Annotated in this window: 17 protein-coding genes; 10 read left to right on the top strand and 7 right to left on the bottom strand. The window is 32.9% G+C overall.

What is annotated here, in order from left to right; genetic code table 11:
- Positions 1–72: 72 nt before the first annotated feature.
- Together AB3G39_RS10855 and AB3G39_RS10850 are read right to left on the bottom strand one after the other, a co-directional pair.
- Positions 73–486, bottom strand: a complete 414-nt coding sequence (locus tag AB3G39_RS10855; protein ID WP_367769683.1) for a thiol-disulfide oxidoreductase DCC family protein — start codon at positions 484–486, stop codon at positions 73–75.
- A 253-nt stretch (positions 487–739) separates the two neighbouring features.
- On the bottom strand, positions 740–2,908 hold the full coding sequence (locus AB3G39_RS10850) for a DNA mismatch repair protein MutS (protein ID WP_369753736.1): 2,169 nt from the start codon (positions 2,906–2,908) through the stop codon (positions 740–742).
- 70 nt (positions 2,909–2,978) lie between these two features.
- Between AB3G39_RS10850 and AB3G39_RS10845 the strand changes: the two genes are divergently transcribed.
- Genes AB3G39_RS10845 through ung form a run of 3 tightly spaced genes read left to right on the top strand, consistent with a single transcriptional unit; the run spans position 2,979 to position 4,300 of the window.
- The gene (locus AB3G39_RS10845) at positions 2,979–3,269 is read left to right on the top strand and encodes a nucleotidyltransferase family protein (protein ID WP_367752899.1); all 291 of its coding nucleotides are present in this window, start codon (positions 2,979–2,981) and stop codon (positions 3,267–3,269) included.
- Positions 3,262–3,627 carry a DUF86 domain-containing protein gene (locus AB3G39_RS10840; RefSeq protein ID WP_367752901.1) on the top strand — a complete coding sequence of 122 codons (366 nt, stop codon included), beginning with the start codon at positions 3,262–3,264 and terminating at the stop codon, positions 3,625–3,627. The genes AB3G39_RS10845 and AB3G39_RS10840 overlap by 8 nt, the downstream gene beginning before the upstream one ends.
- A 1-nt stretch (position 3,628) precedes the next feature.
- The gene (ung, locus tag AB3G39_RS10835; protein WP_369765140.1) at positions 3,629–4,300 is read left to right on the top strand and encodes a uracil-DNA glycosylase; all 672 of its coding nucleotides are present in this window, start codon (positions 3,629–3,631) and stop codon (positions 4,298–4,300) included.
- Between the two features lie 151 nt (positions 4,301–4,451).
- On the opposite strand, the gene AB3G39_RS10830 is transcribed toward ung, so the two are convergent.
- From AB3G39_RS10830 to AB3G39_RS10810, 5 genes are all read right to left on the bottom strand, one after another.
- Positions 4,452–4,826, bottom strand: coding sequence for a DUF4258 domain-containing protein (locus AB3G39_RS10830; protein ID WP_367769691.1), 375 nt, complete (start codon positions 4,824–4,826; stop codon positions 4,452–4,454).
- 36 nt (positions 4,827–4,862) lie between these two features.
- Positions 4,863–6,062, bottom strand: coding sequence for an alanine dehydrogenase (locus AB3G39_RS10825; RefSeq protein WP_369765139.1), 1,200 nt, complete (start codon positions 6,060–6,062; stop codon positions 4,863–4,865).
- A gap of 96 nt (positions 6,063–6,158) precedes the next feature.
- A complete protein-coding gene (locus AB3G39_RS10820) occupies positions 6,159–6,632 on the bottom strand; it encodes a GNAT family N-acetyltransferase (RefSeq protein ID WP_369765138.1) in 474 nt (157 codons plus the stop codon).
- A gap of 10 nt (positions 6,633–6,642) precedes the next feature.
- The gene (gene tsaE / locus AB3G39_RS10815; protein ID WP_369765137.1) at positions 6,643–7,050 is read right to left on the bottom strand and encodes a tRNA (adenosine(37)-N6)-threonylcarbamoyltransferase complex ATPase subunit type 1 TsaE; all 408 of its coding nucleotides are present in this window, start codon (positions 7,048–7,050) and stop codon (positions 6,643–6,645) included.
- Between the two features lie 286 nt (positions 7,051–7,336).
- Positions 7,337–8,890, bottom strand: a complete 1,554-nt coding sequence (locus AB3G39_RS10810) for a response regulator (protein WP_369765136.1) — start codon at positions 8,888–8,890, stop codon at positions 7,337–7,339.
- A 562-nt stretch (positions 8,891–9,452) separates the two neighbouring features.
- On the opposite strand from AB3G39_RS10810, the gene AB3G39_RS10805 reads away from it, so the two are divergent.
- The 7 genes from AB3G39_RS10805 (at position 9,453) to AB3G39_RS10775 (ending at position 18,883) form a co-directional block, all read left to right on the top strand.
- Complete coding sequence (locus tag AB3G39_RS10805; RefSeq protein ID WP_369765135.1) at positions 9,453–11,927, top strand: hypothetical protein; 2,475 nt, start codon at positions 9,453–9,455, stop codon at positions 11,925–11,927.
- A gap of 181 nt (positions 11,928–12,108) precedes the next feature.
- On the top strand, positions 12,109–13,245 hold the full coding sequence (locus AB3G39_RS10800; RefSeq protein WP_369765134.1) for a hypothetical protein: 1,137 nt from the start codon (positions 12,109–12,111) through the stop codon (positions 13,243–13,245).
- A 262-nt stretch (positions 13,246–13,507) separates the two neighbouring features.
- A complete protein-coding gene (locus AB3G39_RS10795; protein WP_367752927.1) occupies positions 13,508–14,056 on the top strand; it encodes a transposase in 549 nt (182 codons plus the stop codon).
- Between the two features lie 114 nt (positions 14,057–14,170).
- A complete protein-coding gene (locus tag AB3G39_RS10790) occupies positions 14,171–15,010 on the top strand; it encodes a prolyl oligopeptidase family serine peptidase (protein ID WP_369769348.1) in 840 nt (279 codons plus the stop codon).
- A 93-nt stretch (positions 15,011–15,103) separates the two neighbouring features.
- Positions 15,104–16,663 carry a serine hydrolase gene (locus AB3G39_RS10785; RefSeq protein ID WP_369769347.1) on the top strand — a complete coding sequence of 520 codons (1,560 nt, stop codon included), beginning with the start codon at positions 15,104–15,106 and terminating at the stop codon, positions 16,661–16,663.
- 379 nt (positions 16,664–17,042) lie between these two features.
- On the top strand, positions 17,043–17,888 hold the full coding sequence (locus AB3G39_RS10780) for a transglutaminase family protein (RefSeq protein ID WP_369769346.1): 846 nt from the start codon (positions 17,043–17,045) through the stop codon (positions 17,886–17,888).
- A gap of 185 nt (positions 17,889–18,073) precedes the next feature.
- Complete coding sequence (locus AB3G39_RS10775; protein ID WP_369769345.1) at positions 18,074–18,883, top strand: helix-turn-helix domain-containing protein; 810 nt, start codon at positions 18,074–18,076, stop codon at positions 18,881–18,883.
- Positions 18,884–18,888 lie beyond the last annotated feature (5 nt).

The following is an 18,888-nucleotide window of genomic DNA, read 5'->3' as shown; positions in this document are numbered from 1 at the left end:
TTCTTTATTTTAAATCAAAAATAGAAATTGAGACTTTAATTTAATATGATAAAAGTCATAAACCAACAATAGTTATAAAAATTTTGATTTCAATTCGGGGGTAGGGATCATGCAGCTGTCTTTTTTGCCAAACCATTGGTATCTATTTTTAGCAATGTAATCGTATATATTGTTCGTTAGAGAAGTAGGAAGAGCCTTAAAAATGGATAGTATTGCCATTCCACCACTTAGGTGTTTTGCTATTTCTAAAGCCGCTTCCCCTTTGATGTAATAGGCGATTCCAGGTTCGTAAAGAACAATACTATCTGTTTTTTGGATGTCAACACCAATATGTTTCATAATTTCTTGTCCAATTTCCGATTGCAAAGCCACAAAACGGAAACGGTCTTTTTTGTCATGCCTTATAATAAACTGCACCGCTGTATTACACAGATTGCATGCCCCATCAAAGATGATAATTTTTCTATTTTGTGGGAGTTCAATCATAAGCTATTTTTACAATTTGTCTTGTTGAGTAATTTTATTTATAGTTTTTATCTTAATGGGACTCGATTACTTGAGTCATTGCGAGGAACGAAGCAATCTCATCAAGTATTTCCGTTCCAATAAGTTTTAATTTGTACGTCGACGTATTTTAGTGTGATTGCTTCGTTCCTCACAAAGACTCTGTTTGTATTTTCTGTTTGTCGACGTATTTTAGTGTGATTGCTTCGTTCCTCGCAATGACCCTATTTATCGATTACTTCTTCTTCATTGCTTCAACTAGTTCTAGTTCGTCCATACTTACTTTGGAAGTAAACATACCGTAATTCACCGTTGCTTTATTTTTCTCAATACTGTCAATTGTTCCAACTGCTTTACCGTCGAGCATGCGCACTCGGTCGCCTAAGCGTATAATAGCTTTGGGTTTTTCTATTATGGGTTTTAGTTTCTTTTCCTTTTTTTCTTTGCGAATTTCCTCTACATGAACTGTAACCTCCTCAATGACTTCTTTTTTCTTGGCTACAATAGCTTTGGCTTCTTTTGGCGTTGCTTTCTTGCGCTTCGAATTTTCTATTTCTATAATTTTCAAAAATTCCCCTATCAGGTCTTTTTTGTTTTTGTTATTGAAATACTTCTCGGCAATATCTTCTATTTTCTGGCCAATGTAAATGGTCTTTTGATTGCTATCATACAATTCTTGATAGCTCTCTAATTTTTGTTTTATTTTGACATTGATCGTCTCCATTTTCTTGCCTTCTTCACGCGCTTTAGTCTCTTCTTCCTTTAGCGTTTGAGACGTTTTTTCCATCTTAGAACGTTCTTTTTGAAGAGTAGCAATCGTTTTGTCAAAACGTACTTTGCCCACTTCAATTTTCTTTTTGGCTCTATTGATTAAACTAAACGGAATTCCGTTTTTCAAAGCGACTTCAAAAGTGAACGAACTTCCTGCTTGACCTAAAGCCAATTTATACATGGGTTCCAATGACTTTTCGTCAAACATCATGTTGGCATTAGTAGCATAAGGCAACTCGTTGGCAAGGATTTTCAAGTTGGAATAATGCGTTGTAATAATTCCAAAGGCTTCTCTATGGTAAAACTCTTCCAAGAAAATTTCAGCCAATGCACCTCCTAATTCAGGATCAGAACCGGTACCAAATTCGTCAATCAAGAACATCGTTTTGCGATTGCACTTCTTGAGAAAGTAGTTCATGTTCTTTAGTCGGTAACTGTAGGTACTAAGATGATTTTCAATAGATTGATTGTCACCAATATCTGTAAGTATTCTATCGAATAAAAAGGTTTCTGAACGCTCGTGAACCGGAATCAACATCCCTGATTGTAGCATTAATTGTAATAAACCAACCGTTTTTAAAGAGATGGTTTTCCCACCTGCATTAGGTCCAGAAATGACAATAATTCTATTTTCCTGTTGCAGCTCGATAGTTTGCGGATGCGTTATTTCCCTTTTCTGTTTGTTATTCAAATACAAAATAGGATGATACGCATCTCTAAAAAAGAGTCGGCGATTGTCCGTGATTTGAGGCATGATTCCGTTGATTCTATCGGCGTATTTTGCTTTGGCAGCAATCACATCGATATCACTAAGGAAATCTTGGTATTGTTTCAATAAGGGCAAATACGGACGAATATCATTTGATAATTGTTTTAGAATCCGAGTGATTTCTTCCTTTTCTTCATATTCCAGATTACTTAGTTCCCGTGAATATTGTAAGGTAGCCTCGGGCTCAATATAAGCAATGCTTCCTGTTTTAGAACTTCCAAGTATTGATCCTTTTACTTTACGGCGGTACATGGCTAAAACAGCCAAAACGCGGCGGTTTTGTACAAAACTCTCTTTGATGTCGTCTAGGTAGCCTAAACTATTGTATTGCGTTAATGCTGATCCAAAACTTTGATTTACTTTTCCGCGTACGGAATTCATACTTCTACGAACATCTAGTAATACGGGGGAAGCATTGTCTTTTATCTCTCCATATTTATCAACGATTTGATCAATTTGAGTGATAATATCTTTAGTCAATTCTACTTGATTGGCTCTGGTGTTTAAATGCGGGTAATAATCATCAAACTTTTTAAAAAAATTCAATAAAAAATTCACTGTAGAAGAAAGCGTTGCTATCTTTCTAAAACTTCCTACTTCTAGAAAACTATCCTCAATGGCTAGAAATTTAATTTCGTGTGTGATGGCATCAAAACCATGATTGGGAATTGCATTATTATTTTGAAAAGACGAAACATACTCTGAAGTTTGCATTAAAGCCTGCATCAAAGTTTCTTTATCTTTAAAGGGAGTTATTTCTAAAGCTTTTTGTTTTCCAATGTCAGTATTGCAGATCGTTGAAATCGTTTCTAGAACAGTTGGAAATTGTAAATCTTGTAATGTTTTTTCGGTAATGGATATCATTTTTTGAGATAAGTTGCAAAGTCACAAAGTTACAAAGTAATTTGAATGTATTATTTTTTATCTTTGTTTAATGAAAAAAGATGAAATTATTAACGTCCTTCAAAAAGACAAGCAGTACCTAAAAGAAAATTATGGTGTTGTGACGATTGCTTTGTTTGGTTCTTATGCTAAAGGATTAGAAAATCCGGAGAGTGACGTTGATTTTTTTGTTGAATTTAATAAACCCTCTTACAGTATTTTAATGGGGTTGTATTCTTACTTAGAGGATAAATTAAATTCTAAAATTGAAATTGTTAGAAAGGGGCCACATATTTCGGACCGTTTTTTTAATAGTATTGAAAAAGATTTAATTTATGTATGATGACGTTTATAAATATTCGTTAGAAACTATTTTAGAACACATCACTATTTGTAATAAAAGATTTACTGAAATCAATGTGGCATCCGATTTTGTAGCTACTGAATACGGTAAAATTTTATTAGACGCAATTGTAACCCGACTTCAAGCAATAGGAGAGAACGTTAAAAACAGTTCGAGAAAACATAATTTATTACAGGATAATTATCCAGAAATAGAATGGAATAAAATTATTCGATTTCGTGATTTTATCTCCCATCATTATGAAATGCTGGATTTTGAGGTGATTTATGAAATAGGTGAAAATTATTTACCACAATTAGAAGTAGCAATTAAAACCGAATTAGGGAAATTCAAATAATATGCAAATTAATCTTAATCCGGAGTGGGAGAGCATTGTATCGGAAGAAACGCAGCAACCGTATTTTAAAGAATTACTTTTGAATGTGGAGCAAGAATATCAAAATAGCGTTTGTTATCCACCACAAGAGTTGATTTTTGCCGCTTTTGACTATTGTAGTTTTGCTGATTTAAAAGTGGTTATCATTGGTCAAGATCCCTATCATGGAGAAGGGGAAGCGAATGGGTTGTGTTTTTCGGTTAATGATGGTGTGCGTATTCCGCCTTCTTTACGCAATATCTACCGTGAAATTAATGATGATTTGGATACGATTTTCATGCCTAATTCAGGGAATTTAGAGTCCTGGGCTAGGCAAGGAGTATTGCTTTTAAATGCTTCGCTAACCGTGAGAAAAGATACGCCCAATAGTCACAAACATTTAAAATGGAATCTTTTTACGGATGCAGTAATCCAAAAGATTTCAGAGGAGAAAGAAGGTGTTGTGTTTTTACTTTGGGGTGCATTTGCCCATAAAAAAGGATTGAAAATCGATCGTACAAAACATTTGGTTTTAGAATCGGGGCATCCATCACCTATGAGTGCCAATCAGGGGAAGTGGTTTGGGAACAAACATTTTAGCCAAGTAAATGCGTATTTAGAAAAAGCGGGAAAGACTGTAATTTCTTGGTTTTAGAATAGATGCTAGTCGATTGCAGTTTGCGTGAGGGATAATAGCTAGCTACCAAGTAGCGCGGATAGCCCGACAGCACTAAAAAAAGAGGCTCATTACCGTACTGATAATGAGCCTCTTTTTTTAGTGGTGGCACGCCCAAATAAGGGACGTACTAGTTTTTTATAATTTCCTCTAAGGTAGCTTTGTCCTCGCGGTTGCTGATTTTAAGTGTTATAGGAATATTTTTCATTGTCTTTCCTTCAATAACGTATAGTTTGGCTTTATGAAATTCGGTGTTGCTTTTATCAAAGTCAACATCTCCATATTGCAAAGTGTTTTTGATATCAATGGTGTCAATCCAGCCTTCGGCTAAAACTTTGGACGCTTTTTCGGAATAATCGAAAGGTTTGTTTCTTAAGTCGTTTAAAACTCTAGAATTTGGAAAATAATTACAACGGGTGTCTTTACCGCTAAAAACTAAGGCTACGAAAAACAGACCCATAACTAATCCCACTAAATAGTAGGCAAAACGTTGTGCAAACTTCATGAATTATTTTTTTGGCAAAGGTAAAGGAAAGATTTCTTAAAACACAATTAAATTAATATCGTTATTGGGTAAATCGAACCAGTCGCCAATGGCTTTATTGGTCAGAATTCCATGGTACAAATAAACGCCATGTTTCAAGCCCATATCACAACGAATGGCGCTTTCAATTCCGCCATCTTCGGCGATTTTCATTAAAAAAGGAGTGATAATATTACTGATGGCTAGGGAAGCGGTTTTAGAATAGCGCGAAGGAATATTGGGAACACAATAGTGTAATACGTTGCTTTTTATAAAGGTAGGCCTTTCATGCGAAGTTACTTCTGATGTTTCAAAACAACCGCCTGTATCAATGCTCACATCCACAATAACAGCTCCTTTTTTCATGTGCTCGACCATGGTTTCAGTAACAATAACGGGACAGCGATCGATACCGCGCATGGCGCCAATAGCGACATCACAACGTCTAAGGGCTTTTAACAACCCTTTGGATTGTATGGTGGAAGTAAATATTCGTTGGTTTAAACTGTTTTGCAAACGACGCAATTTTGTAATTGAATTATCAAATACTTTTACCGTTGCCCCAAGACCAATAGCTGTTTTTGCAGCAAATTCACCTACTGTTCCCGCACCTATAATCACTACTTCAGTGGGTGGAACTCCGGTAATATTTCCAAATAATAGCCCTTTTCCAAATTCATTAGTAATCATCAATTCGGCAGCGATTAATATGGAAGCAGTACCTGCAATTTCACTCGAGGAACGTACTGCAGGGTAAGAACCGTCTTGGTCTTTTATGTATTCAAAGGCTAAAGCTGTAATTTTTTTCTTGGTTAACGCTTCAAAATAGGCCTTGCTTTTTGTTTTTAATTGGATAGACGAAATCAAGATGGTTTGTGGATTCATCATTTCAATTTCTGCTAGTGTAGGCGTTCCTACTTTTAGAATCATAGGGCAACCAAATACTTTTCGGGTATCATTGGTTATTTCTGCTCCAGCGTCACTGTATTCTTTATCCGAGTAACTGGAATTTTCTCCAGCTCCTGCTTCAATCATTACACGATGTCCCTGAAAAGTCAAAGAGTTTACCGCATCAGGAGTAAGGCAAATGCGACGCTCTTGGTAACTGGTTTCGTTAGGAATACCAATAAAAAGATCGCTCTTGCGTCTTGCTACCTCCAGTTTTTCTTCCTGTGGTAAAAGTTCTGCTTTCGTGAATGGATAAAAAGATATTGACATTGTTGTTGTGATGATTAAAGAGTAAAATTACATAAAAAAGTTTAAAAAAAAACTGATTTTTATCAATTAGCAATCAATAAAAAAGGTTAGTAGTAATTAATTAATAATTCGTTCCATTTTTATATCAGCTCTTTCGTACACGCCATCTTCTAGGGCGACTTCAACAAATCCATACTTTTCATATAAGTGGATTGCTGGAGTCAGTTTTCTGTTAGAATATAAAATTAGCTTTTTCATTTGTTGATTGTTGGCTACTTGAATGCAGTGATCTAATAGCTTTTTTCCTATTCCTAAACCTTGAACACCATCCGTAACTGCCATTTTGCTTAATTCAAAGTCGGTTTCATTGATTTTTATAAGCGAGACTGTACCCACAATTTTATTGTTGTACTGCGCATAAAAAATCATTCCACCTGGTTCGATGATGTATTTTTGTGGATTGGAGAGTACTTGCTCGTCTTTGGGCTCTATTTTAAAATAACGCTTCAGCCATTCCTCATTCAAGGTTTTTATGGCTTCCTTTAATTCATCCGAAAAAGGAATAATAACAACAGTATTTTCTGAACTCATTGTAGTGGTATTAACTTAAATGCAATAGACGTTTGCCGTCAGGAAGGACTTCAATTTTAATAACAGAATGTTCCTCCGGAATCAAATTCGGAATCTGTTCGGCCCATTCGATAAAACACCAATTCCCTGAATAAAAATAATCATCGGCTCCCATGTCTAGCGCTTCATTTTCGTTCTTCAATCTATAAAAATCAAAATGGTAAACAATTTGATTATCAATAGTATGGTATTCGTTAACTAAAGAAAAGGTTGGACTGCTTGTCGCTTCTGTAACACCCAGTGTTTTGCACAGTTGTTTGATAAAAGTCGTTTTTCCAGCTCCCATTTCCCCATGAAAAAGAATTATTTTTTTGGGTTTTTCGGCCACTACTATTTCCGCTACGGAGGCGATGTCTTCTAATGAAAAAATAAATTCCATTTTTTATTATTATTTTAAATTCTGAATTATAAATTTTGAATTCAATTCTCTCTTCTATTACAATAGTATAAACCTGAAACCTTTTTTATATTAACAATCAAGGCAACCTTAAACTTGAAACAAAAGAAACCTTAAACTATATTTTCAAACTACGTCAAACCTGAAACCTTTTTTATATCCACAATCAAGGCAACCATAAACTTGAAACAAAAGAAACCTTAAACTATATTTTCAAACTACGTCAAACTTTAAACCTTACACAAAAAAACTTTAAACAAAGTTTTTTCTACTTCGGATTAAACACCAAACAAGGTATAATCATTTCTTCTAGCGAAATTCCCCCATGTTGGTACGTATTCTTATAGTAACTCACATAATGATTGTAATTGTTGACATACGCCAAGAACAAATCATTTTTTGCAAAAATATAAGAACTACTCATATTTATGGCAGGTAAACCTATTTTTTTTGGTTCTTTTACTGCATATACATCTTTGTACTCGTAGGTTAAGCTGCGACCGGTTTTATAACGCAGGTTCAAACTCGTGTTTTTATCCCCCACCACTTTCGATGGATTTTTCACATTGATTGTTCCGTGATCCGTAGTTAGAATCAGTTTAAAACCTAGTTTTTGTGCTTGCTGAATAATTTCTAACAAAGGAGAATTCTTAAACCAACTCAACGTCAAGGAGCGATACGCCTTATCATCGGAGGCTAATTCTTTTACCACATCCATTTCGGTTTTCGCGTGAGAAAGCATATCTACAAAGTTGTACACTACCGTAACTAGGTCGTTGTCTTTTAATCCTTTGAAATTCTCTACCAGTTTTTTACCCGAAGCCAAATTCGTAATTTTAAAATAATCCTCTTTGATTTTCAAGCCCAAACGCTTCAATTGCGCCGACAAGAATTCAGCCTCATACAAGTTTTTTCCGCCTTCCTCAGGATCATTTTTCCAGTATTGCGGAAACTGTTTTTCCATTTCTAGTGGCAATAAACCAGAGAAAATTGCATTACGAGCATACTGCGTCGCCGTAGGTAAAATAGAGTAGTAGGGTACCTCTTTTTCTAGTTTATAATGTTCAGCGACAACACTTTCGAATGTTTTCCATTGGTCGTAACGCAAATTATCAATTACGACAAACAGCACCGGTTTGTCTTTTTTAACCAACTCCGGAACCACTAATTCTCTAAATAAGGTATGTGATTGCACCGGTTTATCGGCTTTTGGTAAAAACCAATCTTCATAATTACGTTCTATAAATTTCCCAAACTGCGAGTTGGCTTCCGCTTTTTGAGATTCCAGTATTTCCACCATGCTTTGGTCGTTGATGGTTTCCAACTGCAGTTCCCAAAATATCAATTTTTTGTACAACTCAATCCAGTCTTCATAGGAGTTCACCATCGCCATTTCCATCGTAATTTTTCTAAACTCTTTCTGATAATCCAGCGTTGTTTTTTGCGAAATCAAGCGCGAGTGATCCAAGTTCTTTTTCAAACTCAGCAAAATCTGGTTGGGGTTCACTGGTTTTATTAGGTAATCGGCAATTTTAGACCCTATGGCTTCCTCCATAATATACTCTTCCTCACTTTTGGTAATCATAATCATGGGAACCGTATTCTTTTTCTCCTTCATTTCCGACAGCGTTTCCAGCCCGCTCATACCCGGCATATTCTCATCCAGAAAAACGATATCAAAATTCTCATTTTCAAAAATATCAATCGCATCCCGACCGTTATTACAAGTCGTCACACTATAATTTTTTTGTTCCAAGAAAAGGATGTGTGGTTTCAAGTAATCAATCTCATCATCCACCCAAAGTATTTTTATCTTATCCATATCGTAATTTATCAAGAATTAAATGCGCTAGCAAGATGCCAAATTACATTTTTTTAAAAGGTCTAGATATTAATATTATTATAAAATTTACTGTTAAAACGCTATTGGGTGCGGATTAGTACTTTTTTCTGGGCGTGCCCTCCGCCAAAGCTCCGGTCGGGCAGTCCACTGCAAGTCCTCGCCCCGCCAAAAAAGCGGGACTGTGGGCTTTCCGTTTCCGTCCCTCACGCGAGATTATGGTAGTTAGGAACATTTTTTTCATAATTACGGGCAAAATGAGGAAAACCGTAAAAAGATTGATTTTCTACAACTTACATTTGGAATATTGGTATTTTAATAAAAAAAATCATACATTTGAAAACCACGTAAAAACAAAATTAATCCACAATAAGATGAAAGTATACTTTCCTTTTGTTGTGGATTTTTGTTTCGAGTAAAGAGAGAGAATTTAATTAAAAGAGGTATAAACTTTATGTTATATACAAGTTATGCGAGATTATAACACAACATTAGTAGTTAAAGACAAAATTTGAAATAAAAACAATATCGAAATTAATATCAAATGACAGAATACGACAAATCATTTCAAAATTTATTAGAATTCGAAAAAATATATACTGAATTTAGGCAACAGGATTTGTCTGAATCAGATACAAGAAGCAAAATTTTAGATAAAATTCTAATTGATGTTCTTGGTTGGACAGAATTTGATATTGAAAGAGAGGGTTGGGTTAGATCTGGTTTTTTTGATTATGAAATGAAAACAGCATCTTTTCAATTTGTAATTGAAGCAAAAAAAAGTTTCGTAGATTTTAAACTTCCTTCAAAAGGCAATGAGGTAAATATCAAAACTATTTATACAGGAAATAAAGATGTAATCGATCAAGTTAGAATGTACCTATTTGAAAGAGGATTAGGTTTTAGTGTTATCACTAATGGAACTCAATTTATCATTGGTCAATTTGCAAACACTCAAGGTAAGGATTGGAAAGACCAAAAATGCTTAATTTTTAAAAGCATCGAAGATATCAAGAAAAATTTTGACAAATTTTACGATTTACTTTCGAGAGAATCAGTTTGTAAATACGGGAAAATTAAAATAACTAAGACTTCAAATATTGGAAAAACTATCGTTAAAGACTTTCCACTAAAACGAAAAAAAAACGAATTAGTCAGAAATCAAATTAGTCAGCAATTAATTCCAATAATAAATCAAGTATTTGAAGAAATATATAATATTGATTCTTTAGAAGGGAGAAAAATACTTTCGAAATGCTATGTTCAAAATAAAGATGTAAAAAAATATAATTCAGAATTAGGTTTTATTTTTTCTGATGAACCTCCAACATTTGACGGACGGATTGTGCCTGTTCAAAATACTCAAAACACTCAAAATCAAATAAAAGAACAGATTTTTAGTGAAGTAGGAATTTTACCAGACCCAATCATTTTAATTGGAACAACTGGTGCTGGTAAAACAACATTTATTAAATATTTCACAGAAGTCTTACTAAACACTAAAAGTAAACTTAACAGACCATTAGTTTATATAGATTTTAGATTATATACAAGTCAAACCATTAGAGATACAAAATTCATTTATAAAAGTATAATAGAACAACTTGAGAATAATTATCCTGAATTAAACTTGTCAAAATATAATATTTTAAAAACTATTTATAAAAGTGAAATTGACAAGAAAAAAGAAGGTACCTGGTCATATTTTGTAGATGACGAAAATAAATTAAATGACGTAATCTCAAAACTTATTGAAGAAAATCAAAATGATTCCATAAATCATTTAAAAAGAATTTCAGATTATCTTTTGCATAAATGTAGAAAGAGAATTTGCGTACTTTTTGATAATGCTGACCAATTAGATGAAGTAGATCAGAAAGAAGTATTTCTATTAGGTAATGCGATTAATCGGAATTTAAAATCAATTGTAATTATATCATTAAGAGAAGGTTATTTTTACAAATGGAAAAACAAACCTCCATTTAATGCTTATCAATCAATTGTTTATCATATTACTGCTCCACCATATAAAGATGTAATTGAGAAAAGAATCAATTATGTAATGACCCAATTTAATTTTCAAGAATTAAGTTTAAGAGCGGAAAACAAGCTTATAACATTTCAAAATGGGAGCTTAGAACATCTATTTAAAAATTTATATGACACACTATTCAATTCTAAAAACTCTGATGTAATGGAGTTTTTAGAAGAGACTTCATACCCTAACACAAGACAAGGTTTAGAAAATTTTAAAAGCTTTTTGCTTTCGGGGCATTCGAAAATAACTGAATATATGGCTTTTGAATATGGTTTTGGGGATGGTATTCCAATTTGGGAGTTTTTTAAATCTGTTGCGTTAGATTCAGACTATTATTATGAAACAAGTAAAAGCAAAGTAATTAATTTATTTTACCCAAGTATTTCAAATAAAAATCACTTTACAAAAGTGAGATTATTAAATTATTTACTTTCAAAATTAAAAAATTCTTCAAAAAAGAAAGATTATTTTTTAATTTCAGAGATTACAAATGAATTCATTAAAGCGGGGTATTCAATTGATATTATAGAAGAAGAATTACAAGCATTATTTGAATACAAATTAATTTCTACTTCAGAATATTCTGAAGATGTTGAAGAAGAAATAAAAATTGATTCAAATTCTATGATTTCGATTACATCAGTAGGTGTTTATTACATTAAATCTCTTGTAGGACGTTTTCATTATATTGATTTAGTATTACAAGATACACCAATCTATGACGAACATTTTTATGATGAACTAACTAGAAAGTTCCCTGATTCAGACGAACAAGGAAACCGTAATCTTAAGGACAGAAAAACAACATCCGAAAAATTTCTTGAATATTTGAAATCTCAAGAATTAAATGATAAAAAATTTATCGAAAATTTTGAAGATAAAGACATAATGTTAGATGTTTCAGCGTTAATAGCTCATAATATATCCAAAGATTTCGAAAGAATCGATAAAGTACTAAAAAGAGAGAATAACCTCGCATAACCGCCATTTAGCGAGATTGTGGGTTTAGTGGAATTGCCGTTTTTAATGACGTTTACGTTCAACCGAAAGTACCCGTTTTCAAAAGGCCACAACCTCGCTAAGTGGCATAACGTTGTACGTTATTATACCTCAGAGTCAGGAATCTAACGCAATTTTAAGACAAAAAATAAACAAACACAAAATGAAAAAAATAACATTCTCACTTCTTACATTATTCATTACAAGTTTTAACTATGCCCAAAATATAGTACTTGACAGTTTAGTTCAAAAGAATAGTTTTCCTTTCCAAATTGATAAAAACATTTCATTTCAGGGAAAAGGATGGAATGTTTTGCTAGACGAAATAAAACAATCAAATTCTGTTTTGTTGGGAGAAACTCATTTTACAAACGAAGTTCCGTATTTTACAAACGCTATTATCAATGAGGTTCAGTTTGATAACTATTTTCTTGAGGTTGATCCTTATTCGGTAGATTTAATCGAAACAAAAATTAAATCGTTATCTGACGAACAGCTTACTGCTTTTGTTAAACAATACAGTACCAACTTTTCTTTTTTGGAGCTTGAACCCGAATTTACTTTGTTTAAAAATTTAGTAAAACGCAATACCAAAATATATGGTGTCGAACAAATGAGCGTTTCTGCAGATCAAATGATCATTTCGAGTTTAAAAGAAACTTCGAAAAATAAAAAAGTGATTGAGATATACAACCAAATGCTTCATAATTCTAAACTAGCTGTATCTAAAGAGGGTTTAGAAAAATACTATATGCTTTCTGAAGATTGTCTTCAAAAAATAGATTTGTTGTTGAAGTTGAAACTTTCTGACAAAGAGCGAAAACAAATTGAAGCATTAAAGTTAAGTAGAGAGATTTATACTAAAAGAGGTCATCTCTTAAGGATTCAATTGATGAAAAACATCTTGCTAACCCAAATGCCGGATTGGAATAACAAAAAAAATCTTTTCAAATTTGGTGCGAATCATTTACCAAAAGGTGAAACCATATTAACAAAAACCGATATTTATGATATCGGCAACTTAATTTCTAATATTGAAGAGGCAAATTTCAGGAAATCGCTGCATATAATGATTGTAGGAAAAGGAGAAGACGAAGATGATAACAGTAGTTTTAAATCTTTTCTAAATGTGGCAAAAGACGAACAATGGTACTGTTTTGATTTAAGACCTATAAAGAAATCAATTTTACAAAACAAAGTAAAAGTTGATGATGTATACCTATCGAGAGTTATAAAGGGTTATGATTATCTTATTTATATTCCTAAACTAACTAAAAGTAAAGAAATCTCGATAGAATAACAACGTACAATCGCCAGCTAGCGCGAGCGTCTCGCTCGTGCCCACAAACTAAATATAACCAAAGTTGTATGAAAAAATATACATTTTTCTATTATAGCAGTTTATTTTTTTAATTTATTTATAAAATAGTTCATTAATAAATTATCAAAATAATGGTTTACTTTATTTTAAATTGCTTTTGATAATGGGCACGAGCGAGACGCTCGCGCTAGCGGTCTTTAGCTACGATGAGCTTAACCATAAAGCAAATACTGTAATAAATATGAGTACAAAATATAAATTTGGTGAAAGTACAGGTGCTTATTTTGTAAGTTTTGCAACCATTAATTGGATTGATGTATTTACACGAGATACTTATTTTGGGAATATCATTGAATCCTTAGATTTTTGTAGAAAAAATAAAGGAATGGAAATTTATGGTTATTGCATTATGCCAAGTCATGTTCATTTAATTTTTCGTTCAAGTAATGGAGATCCTTCTGGTTTGATGAGAGATTTTAAAGGTTTTACATCTAAAAAAATGCTCAAAACAATTGAAGAAAATGTTCAAGAAAGTAGAAGAGAATGGATGCTTTGGATGATGGAACGTGCAGGGAAAAAGAATAGCAATGTAAAACACAGACAGTTTTGGCAACAAGACAATCATCCAATTGAAATTTGGTCTTTAAAAGTTTTTGAACAAAAACTTAAATATATTCATCAAAACCCTGTAGAATCTGGTTTTGTAACTGATTCAATTGATTGGAAATACAGTTCAGCTAGAAACTATGGAAATAATGATCATACAATTTTAGAAATAGATATGAATTGATTTTTATTGTGGGCACGAGTGAGATGCTTATGCTAGCAGTGGGCTCGTGAAAAACAAAACCTATTACCTACATTTATAATCCCAGAATGTTTGTCGTAATTTTAGAAAAAAAGTATGTATAAAAGAAATTTAAAAGAAAATCTAACAATAATTTTTTTGATTTTAATTGCAAATTCCACTTTTGCACAGAAAAAAGAATTCCGAGAAGCGGTTGTTGATAGTTTGGCTTTGGTAAATAACAGAAAAATAGTAAACGGCCTAAATACTGATGTTTATCTAAAAAAAACATTTACTAAAGAAAATATACAAATTCCGTATCGGCTTCTAAAGCCAAAAAATAATAGTAATAAACATAAATATCCTTTAGTAATTACCTTTCACAACTCTACCCGAATTGGAAATGATAATGAAAATCAACTCGAACCATTTGCGAAAATTTGGTTAAGACCTGAAATTTATAATAAATATCAATGTTATGTAATTGCACCCCAATTCAGTAAGCGTTCTTCAAATTATGAAAAGAATATTGATGGTATTCAAATTTCAAAATCTTCAAAAGATGTTTTTGCGGTATTGGAATTAATTAAAAATGTTGAAAAAGAATATCCAAACATTGATAAAAATAGGATTTACTTAATTGGTTATTCTATGGGGGCATCAACTGCACAAAACGTACTGAATATTGCGCCAAACATATTTGCGGCTACCGTTTCTGTTGCAGCCGTTCCTGATTTTTCAAATCTTAAAAAATTAAGCAAGAAAAATTTATGGCTTATACATGGGGAAAAAGATGACGAGAATCCCTATATCGGAAGTGTTGAATTGTTTAATAAATTACTTTCAAACAAAAATTTGATTTTTACGACTTTTAATAACCTCAATCATAATACTATTGTCATTCCTTTTTTAATAACCGAGGAAATTCCTAAATGGTTATTTGATAAGCATAAATAAAAAACATCTCTTACCTACATTTATAATCCATAGTCACCATAAAATTGGAAAACTAAAAAACTATAATTATCGAAATCTAAATCACAAATCAATATGAAAAAAAGGTCAAAATCATTTTTAGCAGTACTATTTATTTGTTTGACATCAACCGCAAGTTTTGCTCAATTGTCATCGACCAAAATTGACTCTTTGATGCAAGATGCATTACAAAAGTTTAAGGTAGCAGGTGCTGCCATCGCTATTGTTAAAGACGGCAAAATTATCCATCAAAAAGGATATGGAGTTAATTCTATTGTAACCAAGCAAGCGGTCAATGAAAATTCTAATTTCCAAATTGCCTCCAATACTAAAGCATTTACAACGGCTGCTTTGGCGATTTTAGAAGACGAAGGCAAATTAAAATGGACCGATAAAGTGATTGACCATATTCCCGAATTTAAAATGTATAACGATTATGTTACGGCCAATTTTACCATCCTAGACTTGTTGACACACCGCAGTGGCCTTGGTTTGGGTGTTGGGGATTTAATGTTTTTTCCTGATGGTTCTAACTTTACGGTTAACGATGTGGTGACTAGCTTTCAACATTTTAAAGCGGTTTCGCCCTTTAGAACACAATTTGATTATGATAATTTACTGTATATCGTTGCCGGAGAGGTTATCGCTAGAGAGAGTGGCATGAGTTATGAGCAATTTGTGCAACAACGCATCATCACTCCATTAGAAATGAACCGTACTTATGTGGGGAGCTTACTAAAAGACAAAAGTAATCTAGCGGTTTCGCACTCATCAGAATCAGGGACTATAAAAACCATTGAATCGTATGCTATTAGTACAGCAAGTGCAGCGGGAGGTGTATACTCAAATGTAGCCGACTTGTCAAAATGGATGATCACACAGTTGAATAAAGGAAAATATGGTGTTGATATGCAATCTACTTTGTTTTCTGAAAAAAATCATAACGAAATGTGGCGCATACATACCGTAGAGGAGGCCAATCCAGACCCAAGATATAATTCTCATTTTGCAGGTTACGGTTTAGGATTTGAATTAGGGGATAGCAAAGGGAATTTTAAAGTTTCTCATACAGGCGGTCTGCCAGGCATGTTATCTATAATTACGATGTATCCTGACATGAACTTAGGAATTGTTATTTTGACCAATACGGAGAATGGTGGAGCTGGTTTATTTAGTGCAGTTACCCAAACGATAAGCGACAGTTATTTAGGTTTAGACGATTTTGGATGGACCGATAAAATGGTGGGATGGATGAATGAAGGTAGAAATCAAGGTGATGATGTAACCAAGGAAGTTTGGAAAAAAGTAGAAGCAGTAAAAAACACCAAAATCAAAAACCAAGATTTTATAGGTGTTTATGAGGACAACTGGTTTGGAAAAGTGGAAGTATTTTTAAAAGACAAGAAATTGTGGATGAAATGTTTGCGTTCGCCAAAATTAAATGGTCCTTTGGCTTTTTATGATGCCAATACATTTGCCATAAAATGGGAATATCAAGCGATGAATTGTGATGCGATGGCCACTTTTACCGCAGACGAAACCGGAAAAGCACAATCAATAAAGATGAAAGGTATTTCGCCAAATATTGATTTTAGTTTTGACTTTCAAGATTTAGACCTAAAAAGAGTAAACTAGTAAACCAATAAGAATAAATCCAACTTAATTAGTGCAAGTCTGTTGATCATTTCCAAAAAGAATTCTCGACAGACTAGTTGCGCTAACAATTCTCTAAAAATAGTAGTTTTTTTTACCAATAATTCTATCGAAAATCCTTCCCATACCAATAGAACATAAGTCTAAAGAGATTTGGAATGCTATTTTTCTATACAACAAGTTGAAGAAATTAAGAATCCACATTTTAACTAACTAACAATTATATAATATTTGTCTTTATTTATATAAGTCTTACCATTACTTTCTTCCTACATTTATCATCAGAAAAACGGAAAAGTAGTTGTGGCGATTCCCGACACATAAATAACTACCAAAACGAATAAATTAAAAAATAATTGATATGAATTTTAATGTAAACTGTTCGCTTTCGTATGTTGTAAATGGTCCTACCACTTTCATTTTTAACATTCAAGCCTTAAATACCTATAGTCAAAAAGTCTTGCAAGAAAATTTGCAGGTAGATCCACCAATGTATTTAGAACAATATACGGCCCACGACGGTAGTTCTAGGTTTGTTCGTCTTAAGGTTCAGCAACCCACTACTTTTACCTTAACATATTCAGCAGTTGTAGATATGAACTATAAAATCATAGATGAAAGTGCCTCTGCCAATGTCGTCGATGTAGTGGAATTAGACAGTTATATTGCTTCATTTCTGTATCCAAGTAGGTACTGTCAATCCGATCTAGTTATGGAATTCGCATACAATCAATTCGGGCAATACAATTCGGTTTACGAAACTGTTGTGGCTATAACTGAATGGATTTATAACAATATTAGTTATACCAGCGGAAGCACAAATTCACAAACTTCGGCTATCGATACTTTAAATGATAGAGTAGGGGTATGTCGTGATTTTGCACACTTGGGAATAGCGCTGTGTAGAGCATTAACAATTCCTGCGAGATACTTCACAGGATATGCGTATCAATTAAATCCACCCGATTTTCATGCTTGTATGGAAGTATATATAGATGGAAACTGGATTGTATTTGATTCAACCAAATTAGCACCACTCAACGGATTGGTAAAAATTGCTAACGGAAGGGATGCTGCAGATGCTGCTGTTGCCAGTATTTTTGGTGACGCTTATGGTACAAACGTAATTGTTGACTGCCAAGTAGTCGATCCATCCTTTCAACCTTATAAATATGACGGAAATTATAAAGGTTTGTCTTTTCAATAAAAAGGAATACCTAATTGTCATTTTGAATAAGTAAATAACAATCTTTGCCCTTTCTATGTGATTTCTCTCTAGGGTGGAAATGATAAATAATTGAATTCTAGCATGCAACTGTAATCTAAAATCAAAAATAAGTTGTTAATTTATATGTTATTTTCAAAAAGCGAAATGCTAATTAGAATCAAATAATGAAACAATCACAAAGAGGAGAATTTTATGGGCAAACGAATAAAACGATTCATTTAGATGGAATTACGTTGACCGATACCGTTTATACACACGATAAAGTAGAATGGCATTATCATGAAAACGCCTATTTTACTTTTATTTTGGAAGGAAATGTGATTGAAGGAAATAAAAAGGAGATATACAATTGCTCCGCAGGGAGTTTGCTATTTCATAATTGGCAAGAGCCACACTACAATATCAAACCCGAAGGATTTACAAGAGGTTTTCATATTGAAATAGAAAAAAATTGGTTTGATGATTTAGAATTTGATGCGAATAATTTAGAAGGGAGTATCAATATTGCCAACTCTGATTTGAAATTTTTAATGTATAAAATTTTTAGAGAAGCCAAAATGGACGATACCACAAGTCCGCTTTCTATTCAAACTTTATTATTAGAATCCTTAGCCAAAATGTTAATTGATAAGCAAACTAAGGCGAATATTAAGCCTACTTGGGTTTCGGAAATCAATATGATATTGAATGATCAATTTACAGATGCACTTACCTTAGACTATTTGTCAAAAACGGTAAACATTCATCCTGTGCATTTATCAAGAGACTTTTCTAAATACTTTCATTCTAGTTTTGGAGAATACATTCGAAAATTAAAAGTCGAAAAATCATTGCGACTCATCTCTCAGAAAAAATTAAGTTTGACCACCATAGCCTTAGATTGTGGCTTTGCAGATCAAAGTCATTTTACCCGTTGCTTTAAAGAAATCAATGGAATTAATCCTTCTGAATATAGAAAAATTCTTTTCAGTTAATTTTA

It is taken from the genome of Flavobacterium sp. WC2416, assembly GCF_041200095.1.
Lineage (GTDB): Bacteria > Bacteroidota > Bacteroidia > Flavobacteriales > Flavobacteriaceae > Flavobacterium.
Note: the sequence above shows the minus strand (reverse complement) of the source record. Positions and strands in the feature narration are given on the sequence as shown.

Excerpts from the sequence above, each read along its gene's own strand:
- AB3G39_RS10840 (WP_367752901.1), top strand. The coding sequence starts at position 3,262 with ATGTATGATGACGTTTATAAATATTCGTTAGAAACTATTTTAGAACAC.
- AB3G39_RS10775 (WP_369769345.1), top strand. The coding sequence starts at position 18,074 with ATGAAACAATCACAAAGAGGAGAATTTTATGGGCAAACGAATAAAACG.
- AB3G39_RS10780 (WP_369769346.1), top strand. The coding sequence starts at position 17,043 with ATGAATTTTAATGTAAACTGTTCGCTTTCGTATGTTGTAAATGGTCCT.
- AB3G39_RS10820 (WP_369765138.1), bottom strand. The coding sequence starts at position 6,632 with ATGAGTTCAGAAAATACTGTTGTTATTATTCCTTTTTCGGATGAATTA.
- ung (WP_369765140.1), top strand. The coding sequence starts at position 3,629 with ATGCAAATTAATCTTAATCCGGAGTGGGAGAGCATTGTATCGGAAGAA.
- AB3G39_RS10830 (WP_367769691.1), bottom strand. The coding sequence starts at position 4,826 with ATGAAGTTTGCACAACGTTTTGCCTACTATTTAGTGGGATTAGTTATG.
- AB3G39_RS10825 (WP_369765139.1), bottom strand. The coding sequence starts at position 6,062 with ATGTCAATATCTTTTTATCCATTCACGAAAGCAGAACTTTTACCACAG.
- tsaE (WP_369765137.1), bottom strand. The coding sequence starts at position 7,050 with ATGGAATTTATTTTTTCATTAGAAGACATCGCCTCCGTAGCGGAAATA.
- AB3G39_RS10810 (WP_369765136.1), bottom strand. The coding sequence starts at position 8,890 with ATGGATAAGATAAAAATACTTTGGGTGGATGATGAGATTGATTACTTG.
- AB3G39_RS10800 (WP_369765134.1), top strand. The coding sequence starts at position 12,109 with ATGAAAAAAATAACATTCTCACTTCTTACATTATTCATTACAAGTTTT.
- AB3G39_RS10850 (WP_369753736.1), bottom strand. The coding sequence starts at position 2,908 with ATGATATCCATTACCGAAAAAACATTACAAGATTTACAATTTCCAACT.
- AB3G39_RS10785 (WP_369769347.1), top strand. The coding sequence starts at position 15,104 with ATGAAAAAAAGGTCAAAATCATTTTTAGCAGTACTATTTATTTGTTTG.
- AB3G39_RS10795 (WP_367752927.1), top strand. The coding sequence starts at position 13,508 with ATGAGTACAAAATATAAATTTGGTGAAAGTACAGGTGCTTATTTTGTA.
- AB3G39_RS10790 (WP_369769348.1), top strand. The coding sequence starts at position 14,171 with ATGTATAAAAGAAATTTAAAAGAAAATCTAACAATAATTTTTTTGATT.
- AB3G39_RS10805 (WP_369765135.1), top strand. The coding sequence starts at position 9,453 with ATGACAGAATACGACAAATCATTTCAAAATTTATTAGAATTCGAAAAA.
- AB3G39_RS10855 (WP_367769683.1), bottom strand. The coding sequence starts at position 486 with ATGATTGAACTCCCACAAAATAGAAAAATTATCATCTTTGATGGGGCA.
- AB3G39_RS10845 (WP_367752899.1), top strand. The coding sequence starts at position 2,979 with ATGAAAAAAGATGAAATTATTAACGTCCTTCAAAAAGACAAGCAGTAC.